This window comes from Actinokineospora alba (genome assembly GCF_004362515.1).
GTDB classification, from domain to species: Bacteria; Actinomycetota; Actinomycetes; order Mycobacteriales; family Pseudonocardiaceae; genus Actinokineospora; species Actinokineospora alba.
The window spans coordinates 1,231,695-1,246,221 of sequence record NZ_SNXU01000001.1 but is presented as its reverse complement, the minus strand read 5'-3'; the positions used below and the strand labels follow the sequence as shown (position 1 = coordinate 1,246,221).

At 71.2% G+C, this 14,527-nt stretch carries 13 protein-coding genes; 9 read left to right on the top strand and 4 right to left on the bottom strand.

All coding sequences use genetic code 11. The annotated features are described in order from the left end of the window. Nucleotides 1–107 precede the first annotated feature (107 nt). The gene (locus tag C8E96_RS05890; RefSeq protein ID WP_091375760.1) at nucleotides 108–1,364 is read right to left on the bottom strand and encodes a cytochrome P450; all 1,257 of its coding nucleotides are present in this window, start codon (nucleotides 1,362–1,364) and stop codon (nucleotides 108–110) included. A gap of 73 nt (nucleotides 1,365–1,437) precedes the next feature. Between C8E96_RS05890 and C8E96_RS05885 the strand changes: the two genes are divergently transcribed. After that, on the top strand, nucleotides 1,438–1,986 hold the full coding sequence (locus C8E96_RS05885) for a hypothetical protein (RefSeq protein WP_091375758.1): 549 nt from the start codon (nucleotides 1,438–1,440) through the stop codon (nucleotides 1,984–1,986). A 10-nt stretch (nucleotides 1,987–1,996) separates the two neighbouring features. Here C8E96_RS05885 and C8E96_RS05880 read toward each other — a convergent pair whose 3' ends face one another. The 3 genes from C8E96_RS05880 to C8E96_RS05870 form a co-directional block, all read right to left on the bottom strand. Next, the gene (locus C8E96_RS05880) at nucleotides 1,997–2,893 is read right to left on the bottom strand and encodes an HAD family hydrolase (protein ID WP_091375755.1); all 897 of its coding nucleotides are present in this window, start codon (nucleotides 2,891–2,893) and stop codon (nucleotides 1,997–1,999) included. 115 nt (nucleotides 2,894–3,008) lie between these two features. Beyond that, entirely contained in the window at nucleotides 3,009–4,250 is a 1,242-nt protein-coding gene (locus C8E96_RS05875; RefSeq protein WP_133794203.1) for a DUF5667 domain-containing protein, read from the bottom strand. Nucleotides 4,251–4,390: 140 nt separating this feature from the next. Next, entirely contained in the window at nucleotides 4,391–4,993 is a 603-nt protein-coding gene (locus C8E96_RS05870; RefSeq protein ID WP_091376925.1) for a sigma-70 family RNA polymerase sigma factor, read from the bottom strand. 337 nt (nucleotides 4,994–5,330) lie between these two features. Between C8E96_RS05870 and C8E96_RS05865 the strand changes: the two genes are divergently transcribed. The 8 genes from C8E96_RS05865 (at nucleotide 5,331) to C8E96_RS05830 (ending at nucleotide 14,509) form a co-directional block, all read left to right on the top strand. Then, complete coding sequence (locus C8E96_RS05865) at nucleotides 5,331–6,848, top strand: AMP-binding protein (RefSeq protein ID WP_091375747.1); 1,518 nt, start codon at nucleotides 5,331–5,333, stop codon at nucleotides 6,846–6,848. Then, nucleotides 6,845–7,078 (top strand): glutaredoxin family protein, encoded by a 234-nt coding sequence (locus tag C8E96_RS05860; protein ID WP_091375744.1) that lies wholly within the window; start codon nucleotides 6,845–6,847, stop codon nucleotides 7,076–7,078. Before C8E96_RS05865 ends, C8E96_RS05860 begins: the two co-directional genes overlap by 4 nt. A 63-nt stretch (nucleotides 7,079–7,141) precedes the next feature. Further along, a complete protein-coding gene (locus C8E96_RS05855) occupies nucleotides 7,142–8,674 on the top strand; it encodes a molybdopterin-dependent oxidoreductase (RefSeq protein ID WP_091375741.1) in 1,533 nt (510 codons plus the stop codon). A gap of 89 nt (nucleotides 8,675–8,763) precedes the next feature. Next, on the top strand, nucleotides 8,764–9,420 hold the full coding sequence (locus C8E96_RS05850) for a fasciclin domain-containing protein (RefSeq protein ID WP_407642603.1): 657 nt from the start codon (nucleotides 8,764–8,766) through the stop codon (nucleotides 9,418–9,420). Between the two features lie 463 nt (nucleotides 9,421–9,883). Then, nucleotides 9,884–10,708 (top strand): redox-sensing transcriptional repressor Rex, encoded by an 825-nt coding sequence (locus tag C8E96_RS05845; protein ID WP_091375734.1) that lies wholly within the window; start codon nucleotides 9,884–9,886, stop codon nucleotides 10,706–10,708. Further along, a complete protein-coding gene (locus tag C8E96_RS05840) occupies nucleotides 10,705–12,021 on the top strand; it encodes a glutamyl-tRNA reductase (RefSeq protein ID WP_091375731.1) in 1,317 nt (438 codons plus the stop codon). Before C8E96_RS05845 ends, C8E96_RS05840 begins: the two co-directional genes overlap by 4 nt. Beyond that, entirely contained in the window at nucleotides 12,021–12,956 is a 936-nt protein-coding gene (gene hemC, locus C8E96_RS05835; RefSeq protein ID WP_091375728.1) for a hydroxymethylbilane synthase, read from the top strand. Before C8E96_RS05840 ends, hemC begins: the two co-directional genes overlap by 1 nt. Nucleotides 12,957–12,976: 20 nt before the next feature. Next, nucleotides 12,977–14,509: a bifunctional uroporphyrinogen-III C-methyltransferase/uroporphyrinogen-III synthase gene (locus tag C8E96_RS05830; RefSeq protein ID WP_091375725.1), complete on the top strand. Its 1,533-nt coding sequence runs from the start codon at nucleotides 12,977–12,979 to the stop codon at nucleotides 14,507–14,509. Nucleotides 14,510–14,527: the final 18 nt, after the last annotated feature.

Here is a 14,527-nt window from a genome sequence, read left to right as displayed (position 1 = left end):
AAACTTTCGCGGCGCGGGGCAGTTTCCCTATCCTGCCCGCTTTACCCGCGCAGGCCCATTTCCGGGGTCCCCAAATCAAGGCGAACCACCCAAACAGGCACCAAAACCTAGCTCCGCATAGGCAGCGATCGAAGACCCCGAATCACCGTCGTAGACCGCCACCGAGGCCGCCGCAACACACGCACAGCGGGAAGCCGCTCAGCCAACGCGGACAAAGCGATCTCCGCCTCCATCCGAGCCAGCGGCGCCCCCAGGCAGTAGTGGATCCCGCTGGAGAACCCAAGATGGTCGCGTTCGGGCGTCCGCGAGATGTCGAATGTATCCGGGTCCGAGTACGCCCCAGGGTCTCGCCCAGTAGAGCCGAGCGCGACGATCACCATCCGGTCCGCCGGAATCTCCACGTCGCCGATCACCGAGTCGGCGTGGGTGATCCGCTGGGTCAGCTGAATCGGCGACTCATACCGCAGCACTTCCTCGACCGCCCCCAAAGCCATCGACGGATCCGCGCGGAGCAGCTCCCACTGCTCCGGGTGCTGGGCGAAGGTCCACATCCCGTTGCCGATCAGGTTCGCCGTCGTCTCGAAGCCCGCGATCAGCAGCAGTTCGCAGGTCGTGACCAGTTCCAGTTCGGTCAGCTCGCCCGCGTCGAGGGAGTGCACGAGAGCGCTGATCACGTCGTCGCCGGGAGTGGCCCGCCGCACGGCGATCAGGGATCTGAACAGGGCCTGGAGGTCGACCGTCGCCGCCCGCAGCGCCCGCGCCTGCCGAAGGGTGGTGGTCCCGTCCAGGGAGGCGCCGAGGACGCGGCCGTAGCGGGCGAACCGCTCGGTGTCGACGTCCGGGATGCCCAGCAGGTCCGAGATCACCGCGATCGGCAGCGGCGCCGCGAAGTCGGCGATCAGGTCGAAGGTGCCCTTCGCCATGGCGTCGTCGAGCAGCCGGGACGTGGTCTTGCGGACCACCTCCCGGTAGTTCTCGATCTTGCGCGGGCTGAACGCGGGCCGGGCCAGCGCCCGGAGCCGGGTGTGGTCGGGCGGGTCCTGTTCCAGGAACGTGGGGATCACCGCCGTGGCCATCGGCAGCGGCGACTGGGTCGCGGGCGGCGGCTCCAGCCCGTCGCGGGTGCGCACGCCGAAGGTGCGATCGCGCAGGATCCGCGAACACAGGTCGTAGGTCGCGACCGTGTGGAAGCCGAACCGGCTGCGGTGCACGCCGTGCGCGCGCAACCCCGCGTAGATGGGGTACGGGTCGTACCGCCACGGCGCGGTGGCCAGTCGGGCGAGGGGGTCGCCCGCGAGCGCGAACCCGCGGGTGGCCAGCCGCTGCACGGCCAGCCGGGCACCTACACGCAGCTCAGGCAGCATGCTTTCCAACGTATGCCTTGATCACCCGCGCGTCGATGGCAACCGGAACCGCGATCTGTTACGTCTGGGAGATATGTCCTGGATTCGTGTCATCGCCGCCGCCGCCCTGTGCGCCTCCGGGTGCGCGGGCGGTCAACCACCCGTCGCGCCGCCCAGCCCCGCGCCGGTCGCGCCCGACACCTCGGCCACCGACGGCGAACGCCGAGCCGACGTCGTCCCGGTCGGCTGCGGCGAATCGATCGGTGCTTCCGGCCCGGTGAAGATGACCGGTGAGTTTCCGGCCACGACCACACCCGACCAGTTCACGGGCAAGGTCACAATCATCGCCGGCACGGCCAAGATCACCGGAGTCACCACCCCAGGCGCGGACGTCTACCTCGCCCGCGACGGCAAGATCGTCTCCGTTCCCGTCCCGAAGGACCTGGTCGGCAGGCAGGTCGACATCGAACCCGGCGGCAGCGCGGCGTTCGACGCACCGGGAAGCGCCCGGGACTGCGCCACCGACGGCCAACTAGCGCCGGGCCGGTATGAGATCTACGCCAAGATCGTGCTGACCGAAGCCGAGGGCTCCTCGATGGAGGCGACCGGCGGACCGTGGCCCCTCGAGGTGATCGCGGAATAGCCCGAAACGCTCAAACCGCGCGCTTGCGATACGCGAGCCCCGCCGCCACCGCGCCCGCTACCGCCCCAGCCCCGAGAACCGACGGCACGCCGATCTTCGCCGCCTTGCGCCCGGTCCGGAAGTCGCGGATCTCCCACCCGCGCTTGCGGGCGACCTCGCGCAGCCCGCTGTCCGGGTTGACCGCCACCGCGGTGCCCACCACCGACAGCATCGGCACGTCGTTGGACGAGTCCGAGTAGGCGGTGCACCGCCGCAGGTCCAAGCCCTCGCGCGCGGCCAGCGAGCGCACCGCGTGCGCCTTCGCCGGGCCGTGCAGCATCTCGCCGACCAGCTTGCCGGTGAACACGCCGTCGGTGCTTTCTGCGACCGTCCCCAGCGCCCCCGTGAGGCCGAGCCTGCGCGCGATGATGGTGGCCAGCTCGACCGGCGTCGCGGTGACCAGCCAGACCCGCTGGCCCGCGTCGAGGTGCATCTGGGCCAGCGCCCGGGTGCCGGGCCAGATCTTGTCGGCCATCAGCTCGTCGTAGATCTCCTCGCCGAGCCTGCTCAGTTCCTCGACGGTGTGGCCCGCGACGAACGAGAGGGCCTGTTCGCGGCTGCTGCGGATGCCGTCGGCCGATTCCTTGCCGCCTACCCGGAACATCACCTGCTGCAGCGCGAACTTCACCAGGTCGGAGTTGCTGAAGAACTTGCGCGCCGCCAGGCCGCGGGCGAAGTGGAAGATCGACGCGCCCATCATGATCGTGTTGTCGACGTCGAAGAAGGCGGCGGCGGTGAGGTCCATCGCGATGTCGCGGTCGTCATCGGGCTGCTCCAGCGCGACGGCCGCCTCGGCACTGGCCGCGCCCGCGAGCGCGGCGAGGCGCTCGAGTTCGGAGCCCTTGTCAGCCCCACGCCGTACTGACACCGCTTGCCTCCCGGGGGGTCGGATGTGTCATCCGTTCCGTGGTCACCAGCCTAGTGGTTCCACCGACAACGGTGCCCTCGGTATGCGCTGGTCCAGGCCGCGTGTCAGGCGCGGATCAGCCGATCTGCACGCCGGGCAGGCCCGGGAGCAGCGGCGCGAGGGCGATCGTGGGAAGGGGCAGCGGTAACGGCAGCGAGACGGTCGGCGCCGCCGAAGAGGTGCTCTCCGGCGGCGTGGTGTAAGTCGGTCCACCAAGGATCGGCGGGACCGTCACCAGCGGCGGCCGTGTCGTCAGCACGGGCGCGCCGGGCTCCGGCTGCCCCGGCGTGCTCGGCTGCGCCGGTGGCGGCGGGACGGCGGTGCCGACCGAGGGCGCGTTCGTCGAGTTCGTCGACGGGGCGTTGCCCGCCTGGGTCCCCGGTGTCGGCAGCAGGTCGGCGTCGGCCCGGCGCTCGCAGGTGGCCGTGGCGGGCAGGGCGCCGATGTCGTCGATCGAGCCGGACGTGATCTGGTAGCAGGACATCCGGGCGGACAGCGCGGTCGCCCGCGCCTCGATCTTGTCCAACAGCGCGACGGACGCGTCCTGGCTGATGGCTGCGGCGCTCGGCAGGCGCGGGCCCAGGGCGTCGAGCCTGCCGCCCTGGATGTCGGCCCAGGAGCGCAGCGTCTCGAGCTGGGTGCCGTCGCCCGCCGTGGCCAGCGCGATGAGCTGGCGTGAACCGGCGGAGGCGTCGTTGTCGAAATCGCGCAGCGCGGAGAGGTAGCCGCCGACCGGCGCGTCGGCCGGGTCCGGGTAGCGCTGGGTGAGGGTCTCGATCTCGGTGATGCGGGCGGTGGCGAACTGCAGGTGCTTGAACGCCTTCTCCTCATCGCCGAACGTCAGTCCGAGCGCCGCGGCCTCACCGGTCCGCTTGACCGCGTAGAGGGTGTCGCCCGGCAGCGCGTCGCGGGCCAGCAGCAGGCTCATCCCGGCCAGCGAGAACACCAGCGCCAGCACCGCGATGGCGGCCACGGCGAACCGGCCCCGCGCCCCGGACCCAGGTCTTGCGGATTCGGGGCGGTTGCTTGGGGCGGACTCCGAACGGCGGCCGCGGGGCGCTCGGCCCGCGCGAGTGGGTCGGACCGGGCGGGGGCCGTGCGTGGTCGTGGCGGGCTCGGCGATCCCGGCGAGCACCTTGGCCCGCATCCGGGCGCGGGCGTCACCCGACGGCGCCGTGAGCGGGGCCATGGCCGAGAGCAGGTCGACGACCGCGAGGTCGTCGTCGGTGAACCCGGGCAGCTCCGCGCGCGACTGACCGGCACGAGCGTCGCGCTCGTGCCGACCCTGCGGGCTACGCGGCCCCGATCCGCTTTCCACCATCCCACTCCGACTCGTGTTGGCCCTGCTGAATCCCCAGGAAACCGGATATTGATCCCCGCTGTGTGAAACGAGTGCCGGTGCCCGGGGTTACGGCATCGATGCCGTCCTGGGCAGGTCCACTCTGCAGGGTGAACCTTTTACCGAATTTCCGAGGGCAACAATTGTGCGAGCCTGCGCACGGCTCGGTGCTGGAGGGCCTTCACGGCCCCCTCGTTGCGGTTCATGATGTGCGCCGTCTCGGCGACCGACAGGCCCTGCAGGAACCGCAGCACGATGCACTCGCGCTGGTCCTCGCCGAGCTGCTGGACGCAGACGAGCAGCGCCTCGCGGGTCACCTTCGACATCACCTGCTGTTCGGGACCGGCCTCCGTGCGCTCGGAGTCCCGGATCTCCGACGTGGTGATCTCCAGCCGGAACCGGCTGGACTTCACGTGGTCGAGCACGAGGTTGCGCGCGATGGTGACGAACCACGCGCCCACGTCACGGCCCTGGTAGCTGACCGACGTGATCCTGCGCAGCGCGCGCAGGAAGGTCTCACTGGTGACGTCCTCGGCCAGCTCACGGTCGCCGACCCGGAACAGGACGTACCGGAACACCATGTCGACGTAGCGGTCATAGAGCAGGCCGAAGGCGTGGGTGTCCCCGCCCTGGGCCGCGCCGACCAGCTCCCACGCCGCCGCGTGCGCCGCGTCGGTGTCGGGAACGTCCGGGCCCGCGGGGATGGCGTCCGGTTCAGTCATCGGTTCGGCCTCGGCATCGGCGTCGACCGGCAAGGTGTCGTCGCGCGGCGACAGGGCCCGATCCGTCGAGGGGCGGGCCTGCGGCACGGCGGGCGCCGTGGTCGGTCGCGTCTGGCGGGTCATCAAGCAGCCGCACACTCCTCACGCGGTCTTCGGCGGCCGTGTCCGCCGGAGGTCGTCAATCAGGGCCTCAGTGGTAGTTACTTTGTAGTAGCCAACAAGCTTGAGGTCCAAGAATGTGACGCAGTGGGTAGTTAACCGTGACGTTGGTGACCCGTGCCACACTGCGTATCCCTGTGATTTTCCCCCTGCTTCCCGCGGAGATGAGGTCGAACACATGGCCCGTACGCCGACCGGCACGGTGGCGGATCTGATGGCGCGAACCTGCGAAAAAGTACCCCGGCACTTGGCGCTGGTCGATATCTCGGGCGCGCGTTCACTCACTTGGCAGCAGGTCGGTGAGCTCGTCGAGCGGTTTGCCTCGGCGCTGGTGGGAGCGGGTCTCGCCGCGGGCGACCGGGTCGCGCTGCGCCTGCCCAACACCGCGGAGTCCGTCGTGGCCCTCTTCGGCGTGCTTCGGGCGGGTGGGGCGGTCGTGCCGATCGGCACCGATGCGGCACCACGCGAGATCGAGCGGGTCCTGGCGCACAGCGGGGCCGCGTTCACGGCTGGCGACCTGAGTTCGCCCGACGTCACCGCCGTCGCGCTGCCCGACCTCGACGCGACCGACCCCTTCGAACCCGCGCCGAAGACCACCCGTAGCGGGGAGGACCTCGCGGTTCTCGCCTACACCTCGGGCACCGGCGGAACCCCGCGCGGCGTGATGCTGTCGCACCGGGCGCTGCTGACCAACGTCGAGCAGTGCGCCGCGCTGCACCCGGCGCCGGTCATCTCCGGCGACCGCGTCCTGCTGACCGTCCCGCTGTCGCACGCCTATGGCCTGTCCGGGCTGTGGCAGGTCGCCGCCGCGGGCGCCACGGCGGTGCTGCTCGACAAGTTCGGCGTCGAGACCGCCCTGACCGCCTGCCAGGAGCACCGGGTCACCACCGTCATCGGTGTCCCCGCGATCTACCAGGCGTTCGTCGCCGCGGGCCACGAGCGGCTGGGCGAAGCGCTGTCCACCGTCCGGGTCTGCACCTCCGGCGCGGCCCCGCTCGACGCCGCCACCCTCGCGCTGTTCCGCCAGGAGACCGGCCTGGCCGTCTTCGAGGGCTACGGCCTGACCGAGACCGGCCCGGTCCTCACCTCGACCCTGGTAGGCGGCGTCGCCAAGCCCGGCTCGGTCGGCCGCGCGATCCCGGGCGTGGAGCTGCGGCTCGTCGACAGCGAGGGCAACCCGGTCGTGGCGCTCACCGACCCCGACGAGTTCACCGCCGACCTCACCGACGAGGCCACCGACACCGGCCTGGTCTCCGCCCGCGGCGCCAACCTGTTCAGCGGGTACTGGCCAGACGGCGAAGGCGGTCCCGACGCCGAGGGCTGGTTCCGCACCGGCGACGTCGGCTACTTCGACGAGGACGGCGACCTGCACCTCATCGACCGGGCCAACGACCTGATCATCGTCAACGGCTTCAACGTCTACCCGCACGAGGTGGAGCAGGTCGTCGCCGAGCTCGACGTCGTCGCCGAGGCCGCCGCCGTCGGCGAGCCCGACGAGCGCACCGGCGAGCACGTCAAGATCGTCGTGGTCCTCGTCCCCGGCGCCGAACTCAGCGAGGACGCCCTGCGCGCGCACTGCGCGGAGCGGCTCGCGAAGTTCAAGATCCCGGCCACCGTCGAGTTCGCGAAGTCCCTGCCGCACTCGGTCATGGGCAAGCTCCGCCGGGCGGGCCTGCGAGGTAGCGTCACGCCGTGACCAGGGTGACTGTGATGACGAGGCAGGACTGCCACGCCTGCGACGTGGCCAAGGCCGACGTCGAGCGGATCTGCGCCGACCTGGGGGTCGAGTGGGACACCGCCGACGTCGACAGCGACCCGGAGCTGCGCGCCGAGTACGGCGACCGGGTGCCGGTGATCCTCGTCGACGGCGAGGAGCACGGGTACTGGAAGGTCGAGGAGCCGCGGCTGCGGGCCGCTCTGACGTAACCCGTTCGAGTCGTAAGACTCTGATAAGTCCATCCGGGGGCCGACCGGGTTCGAATAGTCGGTATGAACGAGGACACCGCTGACCGCACCCTGTCGCGCCGGGTCGCCGCACTCATCGGCGTCGTCTCCGTCGCCGCCGCGCTCGCCGCCGGGCACCTGGTCGCGGGCTTCGTCGGGCCGAACGCCTCGCCCTACCTCGCTGTCGGCAACGCCGCGATCGACCTGACGCCGCACCCGCTGAAGGATTTCGCGATCCGCACGTTCGGCGTCTACGACAAGCTCGTGCTGCTCGGTGGGATGGCGCTGACGCTGCTCGCCGCCGCTGTCGTCGCGGGTCTGCTCTCCCGGCGGAGCCCGCGGCCGGGTCAGGTGTTGGCCGCGGTGCTGGGAATCCTGGCGGTGGTGGCCGTGCTCGACCGCCCCGACTTGGGCCAGTTGGCCATCCTCGCGCCCGCCGCGAGCCTGCTCGCCGGTGTGGGCGTGTTCACCTGGTTGCACGGTCGGGCGTCCGAGGCCGAGTCCGACAGCTCGTCGCGCCGCGATTTCCTGTTCATCACGGGTGGGGTGGCGGCGGGCGCGGCGCTGATGGGCGTGGCCGGGCAGTTCCTCACCCGCCGCGTCGACGTCGAGGCGTCCCGGGCCGGGGTGGGAAAGCTCGTTCCGCGCACGCCCGCTCCCGCGATCCCGGCGGGCGCGGACCTGGCGGCCACGGGCACGCCGACGTTCATCACCGCCAACCGCGACTTCTACCGGATCGACACCGCGCTCACCGTGCCCCGGCTGCGGGCCGAGGACTGGCGGCTGAAGATCCACGGGATGGTCGACACCGAGCTCGACCTCGACTTCGACGACATCCGCGGCCGCCCGCTGGTCGAGAAGACGATCACCATGACGTGTGTGTCCAACGAGGTCGGCGGCCCGTACATCTCCACCGCGAACTTCATCGGCGTGCCGATGCGCGACCTGCTGCTGGAGGCGGGCGTCAAACCCGGCGGCGACCAGCTGTTCTCCACCAGCGTGGACGGCTGGACCACCGGCACCCCGATCGCCGACCTGCTGGACGAACGGCGCGGCGCGCTGCTCGCCATCGGCATGAACGGCGAGCCGCTGCCGCTCGAACACGGCTTCCCCGCGCGCGTGGTCGTCCCCGGCCTCTACGGCTACGTCTCGGCCACCAAGTGGGTCGTGGACATGGAGGTCATCAAGGCGGGTTCCAGAAGCTTCTACTGGGAGGACCGCGGCTGGGCGCGGGAGGCGCCGATCAAGACGCAGTCGCGCATCGACGTGCCGCGCGGCTTCGCCACGGTCCCGCCCGGGAAGGTCACCGTCGCCGGCATCGCGTGGGCGCAGAACGTGGGCATCGACAAAGTCGAGGTCCGGATCGACGGCGGCCAGTGGCAGCAGGCCACGCTCGCCGACGAGGTCAACGACCAGACCTGGCGCATGTGGAGCGTCGAATTCCCCCTGGGCCCGGGCAGCCACCGCGCCGAAGTGCGCGCGACCGACCGAAATGGACAGACGCAGACCGACCGGCGCGTGCCCCCGATCCCGGATGGCGCCACCGGCTGGCACTCATCGCTTTTCACTGTCGCCTAAGACTTTCGAGTCATCCGATCGTGGACCCACCCCTGCGGCGATCAGCTCCGAAGAACCGATGAATGTCCAAGTCGAAACGGAGTGATCCAGTGCTGAACCTCAAGCTGATTTCCGGTGGTGCGGCCCTCGCGGCGGCGGCGTTGACCTTGACGGCCTGCGGCGGCGCCGACCAGCCGTCGGCGAACAGCTCGGCGGCTTCCGCGCCGGTGACCACGACCACGGCGGCGAGCGCCCCCGCCGCCGACAACGGCGTCACCACGGCCGCCGACACCTTCGGCCCCAACTGCAAGGACCTCCCCCAGGGCGACACGCCCGGCGGCCTCAACGCGATGGGCCCGCAGCCCGTGGCCACCGCCGCGAGCACGAACCCGCTGCTGACCAAGCTCGTCGCCGCCGTCGGCGCCGTCCCCGGCCTGGCCGACACGCTGAACACCACGGACAACCTGACCGTGTTCGCCCCGGCCGACCCCGCGTTCGCCGCACTGGGCGACGCCAAGTTCAAGGAACTCGCGGGCAACCCGTCGGCCCTGGCGCCGATCCTGCAGTACCACGTGGTCCCGAAGCGCTACGACGCCGACGGCCTCGCCTCGGCGGGCACCCTCAAGCCCCTCGCCGGCGGCGACCTCAAGATCGAGGGAAGCGGCGACAACCTGACCGTCAACGGCGCCAAGATCCTCTGCGGCAACATCCCGACCAAGAACGCCACCGTCTTCGTCATCGACAAGGTCATGACCCCGGCCATGTAACCCGCGAGTCCAACGTTCCCGACACCGAGTCCAACGTTCGCGGTGGGCGAGTTCGGGTTCAGGACAGCGCGAGTCGCCCGTTCAGAACAATGAGTTCGCATTTCAGGCACGTGAGTTCGCGGTTCGGCCGCGGGTCTCTTGGTTCTTCGTGCCTGAAATGCGAACTCATTGTTCTGAACGGGCGACTCGCGGGTGGGGGTTGGCATGGGGGGAGATGAGTAGTCGGGGTCTGGGGAGGAGGTTGGGGAGTGAGTTAGGGGGTGCCACGTTGGGTGGTTGCTTGCGGATCGGAGTGGGTGGTTGGCGGTCGGTGTTGGCGGCTGGTTGCCGGTTGGGGGAGGTGGGTGGGGCATCGGGCTTGAGTGTGGGCTTGGTCAAGCGGGTGGCCAGCGACTTTGTGCATGCGTTCACAAGCGGTACCGTTAGCCCATCCCGGAGACGAAATCTGTCGAGGAGTACCAGCGTGGCGGCACAGCGAGGCCAGCGGAACGGGGTCGGCGACACCCCGCCCGCCCCGACAGCCGCCGAGATCACCGCACCCATCCCTCGGGTGGTCGCGGAGGTCCCCGCCGCGCGGGAACGAGCCAGGGCCATCCCGGAAGCCGCCGTCGCCCGACTCGCCGTCTACCTGCGGGTCCTCTCCGGAATGCAGGACCAGGGCTCCGGCACCGTCTCCAGTGAGGAACTCGCCGTCGCGGCGGGCGTCAACTCCGCCAAGCTCCGCAAGGACCTCTCCTACATCGGCTCCTACGGCACCCGCGGCGTCGGCTACGAGGTCGCGGTCCTGATCGAGGAGATCGAGCGAATCCTGGGCCTGACCAGGAAGCAAAGCGTCGCGGTCGTCGGAATCGGTAACCTCGGACATGCCCTTGCCAACTATGGCGGGTTCCCCGGACGAGGCTTCCCCGTGACCGCACTGTTCGACGTCGACCCCGACCTCATCGGCGTGCCCGTGGGCGGCCTGCCGGTGGAGCACATCGACGACATCCCGACCATCTGCGCCGAGCGGGAAGTGTCCATCGGCGTCATCGCCACACCCCCTCCCGCGGCCCAGACTGTGTGTGACCGTTTGGTCGAGGCGGGAGTTCAGTGCATCCTGAACTTCGCTCCAGTCGTGCTGCAGGTTCCCGACCACGTCGAGGTCCGCAAGGTCGACCTCGCGGTCGAGCTGCAGGTCCTGTCCTTCCACGTGGCCCGGCGGGCGGACAACGCGGCCGCCACCAACGGTGTGGCGCCGGAGTTCAACGGCAAGGTCGGCGGCAAGATCAATGGGATGGTGGTGTCGTGAGCATTCTCGCAGTGGGCATGTCGCACCACACCGCTGACCTGCGCGTTCTCGAGCGCGTGACGGTCCCCGCGGTCGACGTCCCCAAGGTGCTCGCCGACCTGCTCAGCCGCCCCAACATCTCCGAGGCGCTGCTCGTCTCCACCTGCAACCGGGTCGAGGTCTACGCGGTCGTCGACGCCTTCCACGCCGGCCTCAACGACGTGGTCGACGTGCTCGCCCGGCACTCCGGCGACGACGTGAGCGCGCTGCACGAGCACCTCTACGTCCACTACGCGGGTGCCGCCGCGCAGCACTTGTTCACCGTCTCCGCCGGGCTCGACTCGATGGTCGTCGGCGAGCCGCAGATCCTCGGCCAGGTCCGCCAGGCCTACAACGTCGCCCGCGAGCAGGGCACCGTCGGCCGCGTCCTGCACGAGCTGGTCCAGACGTCGCTGCGCATCGGCAAGCGCGTGCACACCGACACCGGCCTCGACCAGGCGGGCGGCTCGGTCGTGTCCGAGGCGCTGGCCGACGCCGAGCAGGCCCTGGGCGGGCTCACCGGCCGCAGCGCGCTGATCATCGGCGCCGGGTCCATGGGCGGTCTCGCCGCCGCGGCGCTGCGGCGCGCGGCCATCGGCGAGGTCGTCGTGGCCAACCGCACCGAGGCCAACGGCGCCCGGCTCGCCGCGTCGCTCACCGAGCAGGGCGTCCCGGCCCGGTCCGCCGGTCTGGCCGAACTGCCCGAACTCATCGCCGCGGCCGACGTCGTGGTCGCCTGCACCGGCGCCGTCGGCTCGGTCGTCCCGGTGTCCGCCGTGGCTGCGCGGACCGACCGGCCACTCGTGATCTGTGACCTTGGCCTCCCGCGCGACGTCGAGGACGGCGTCACCGCCATCGCGGGCGTGCGCCTGGTCGACCTCGACAGCCTGCAGCGCAGGCTCGCCGACGCCCCCAGCGGTCTCGACACCCGCCGCGCGGGCGAGATCGTCGCCGAGGAAGTCCGCGCCTACCTGGCCGCCCAGCGCTCCGCCGAGGTCACCCCCACGGTCACCGCGCTGCGCAAGCGCGCCGCCGAGGTCGTCGACGCCGAACTGCTGCGCCTGCACTCGCGGCTGCCCGACCTCGACGGCTCCACCCGCGACGAGCTGGCCCGCACGGTCCGCCGCGTCGTCGACAAGCTGCTGCACACCCCGACGGTCCGAGTGAAGGAACTCGCCTCGGGCCCCGAAGGCACCGGCTACGCCGAGGCCCTGCGCGAGCTGTTCGGGCTCGACCCGCAGGCGCCCGCGAGCCTGACCGCGACCCACGAACCCGTTGTGGACGGTGGTAGGTAATGGTTCGCACCATCCGGATCGGCACGCGCGGCAGCGCGCTCGCCCTGGCGCAGACCGGCACCATCGCCGACGCGCTGGAGAAGGCGGGCGCCAAGGTCGAGATCATCACGGTCTCCACCCCGGGCGACCGCTCCTCCGCGCCGATCGCCGAGATCGGCATCGGCGTGTTCACCTCCGCGCTGCGCGACGCCCTCGCCGACGGCGAGGTCGACGTGGCGGTGCACTCCTACAAAGACCTGCCGACCGCGCCCGACCCGCGCCTGTCGATGGCGGCCGTGCCGCAGCGGCAGGACCCGCGCGACGCGCTGATCGCCCGCGACGGCCTGACCCTGGGCGAGCTGCCCGTGGGCGCCAAGATCGGCACCGGGTCGCCGCGCCGTGCCGCGCAGCTCGAAGCGCTGGGCCTTGGCTGGGAGATCGTGCCCATCCGCGGCAACGTCGACACCCGGATCTCGATGGTCACCGACGGCAAGCTCGACGCCGTGGTCCTGGCCCGTGCGGGCCTGGCCCGGCTCGGCAGGCTCGCCGAGATCACCGAGACGCTGGACCCGATCCAGATGCTGCCCGCGCCCGCGCAGGGCGCGTTGGCCATCGAGTGCCGAGTCGACGACGTCGACGTCGAGCACCTCCTCCGGTCCACTGTGGAGGATGAATACACGAGGGCCGCCGTAGTCGCGGAGCGCGCCATGCTGGCCGCGCTCGAAGCAGGCTGCAGCGCCCCCATTGGCGCACTGGCCGATGTCGTCGAGGACTTCGACGCCGACGACAAGGTGATCTTCCGCCTGTCGTTGCGTGGAGTCGCGGCGACGCCCGCGGGAGAGATCCTGCGCGCATCGGCCACCGGAGACCTGACCGCAGGAGAGCAGCTCGGTCGTGCGTTGGCCGCCGAACTGTTGGAACTCGGGGCCGGGGTGCTCTCCGGTCCCGAGGCGTAGTTGATGGGAAGTGGCCTGACATGACCACCCGTGCACGAAAGTCCCCCGGCCGCGTCGCGTTCGTGGGCTCGGGCCCCGGCGACGCCGGACTGCTCACCGTTCGCGCCAGGGAACTGCTCGAACGTGCCGAGCTCGTGGTGACCGACCCGGACGTCCCCTCGGGCGTGCTGGCGTTCGCCCGCGCGGACGCCGAGGTGCGTCCGGCCGTCGGGCAACCCGCCGACGTGGCGAAGGACCTGGTGACCGAGGCCAAAGCCGGACGCGTCGTCGTCCGCCTGGTCGCCGGTGACCCGCTGACACATTCCGCGGTCGTCGCCGAGGCGCAAGCCGTGGCGCGCACCAGCGCGGTGTTCGACGTGGTGCCCGGCGTCTCGGCCGCGACCGCTGTCCCCGCGTACGCGGGCATCGCGCTCGGCTCGACGCATACCGAGGTCGACGTCCGCGGCGACATCGACTGGGCGGGCCTCGCGGGGGTGCCCGGCCCGATCGTCCTGCACGCCACCTCGAGCCACCTGGCCGAGGCGGCGTCCTCGCTGGTCGAGCACGGTTTGGCCCCGCAGACCCCGGTCGCGGTGACCGCGGACGGCACGGGTTCGAGCCAGCGCACCATCGACACCACGCTCGCCTCGCTGGCCGCCGACGCCGGTGAGGTGTCGGGCAGCCTGGTGGTGACCGTGGGTGCCGCGGTGGCGCAGCGGTCGAAGCTGTCCTGGTGGGAGTCGCGCGCGCTGTACGGCTGGCGCGTGCTGGTCCCGCGGACCAAGGACCAGGCCGGTGAGATGAGCGAGCGCCTGCACATGCACGGCGCCATCCCGTCGGAGGTGCCGACGATCTCCGTCGAGCCGCCGCGCAGCCCCGCGCAGATGGAGCGCTCGGTCAAGGGTCTCGTCGACGGCCGCTACCAGTGGGTCATCTTCACCTCGACCAACGCGGTCCGCGCGGTGTGGGAGAAGTTCGCCGAGTTCGGCCTCGACGCCCGCGCGTTCAGCGGTGTGAAGATCGCCTGCGTCGGCGAGGCGACCGCGGAGAAGGTGCGGTCGTTCGGCATCAACCCGGAGCTGGTGCCCTCGGGCGAGCAGTCCAGCGAGGGCCTGCTGGCCGACTTCCCGCCGTACGACGACATCCTCGACCCGGTCGAGCGGGTCCTGCTGCCGCGCGCCGACATCGCCACGGAGACCTTGGCGGCCGGCCTGCGCGACCGCGGCTGGGAGATCGACGACGTCACCGCGTACCGCACCGTCCGGGCGGCCCCGCCGCCCGCCGACACCCGCGAGATGATCAAGACCGGCGGCTTCGACGCGGTGTGCTTCACCTCGTCGTCCACCGTCCGGAACCTGGTCGGCATCGCGGGCAAGCCGCACACCCGCACCTTGGTGGCCTGCATCGGCCCCAAGACCGCGGAGACGGCTCGCGAGTTCGGCCTCCGGGTCGACGTCCAGCCGGAGCACGCGACAGTGCCCGCCCTGGTCGACGCTCTGGCCGAGCACGCGGCCAGGCTGCGTGCCGAGGGCGCGCTCCCGCCACCGCGCAAAACCAAGCGCGCACGGCGCTAGACCACCCGCGGGCGGTGT